The organism is Enterobacter cloacae complex sp.6700776, from assembly GCF_048284255.1.
Classification (GTDB): Bacteria; Pseudomonadota; Gammaproteobacteria; order Enterobacterales; family Enterobacteriaceae; genus Enterobacter; species Enterobacter intestinihominis.
In genome coordinates, this window is the sequence record NZ_JBLVYK010000061.1 from 1 (window position 1) to 487 (window position 487).

The following is a 487-nucleotide window of genomic DNA, read 5'->3' on the forward strand; positions in this document are numbered from 1 at the left end:
GTTATACTTTAATGTATAAATGATTGCATCTTGGTAGAAATCATCACCTAACTTATTGTCAGCATAACGATATTGAATACTAGCAGCTAAATTTGGTGTGGCGTTCCACCAGAAAGCTAATGCGCCGTTCACGCCATCACGCCCACCGTTGCCATAACGCTCATGACGTGCAAATTCCATTTCATGCCAGTTAGTGATCATGAAATCTTCTTGGAACATTTTGAAGTTATAACCAGCAACCCAACCAACTACATAGCCGTTATTACCGGAATAATAGGTTTGGTCAACATAGTGCAAAGCCACGAAAGGTTTGAACCACAGATCACCAATCGAGGTGTTATAACCGATACCATAAAGTGTGTTGACTTCGTGGAAGTTGCCGCCGTGTTTGTCACCCGGTAAAGACCAAGTACCATAAACGTGGCCGTATAAGTTGAACCCAGTATCTGCGATATAGACGCGAGCTGTTGTTTTCAGCGTATAACGC

At 42.7% G+C, this 487-nt stretch carries 1 protein-coding gene; it reads right to left on the reverse strand.

The window, feature by feature from the left end; translation table 11 throughout:
* On the reverse strand, positions 1-487 hold a 487-nt coding region (locus ACNQ0T_RS23210), incomplete at both ends, for an outer membrane protein OmpK (RefSeq protein ID WP_417930386.1).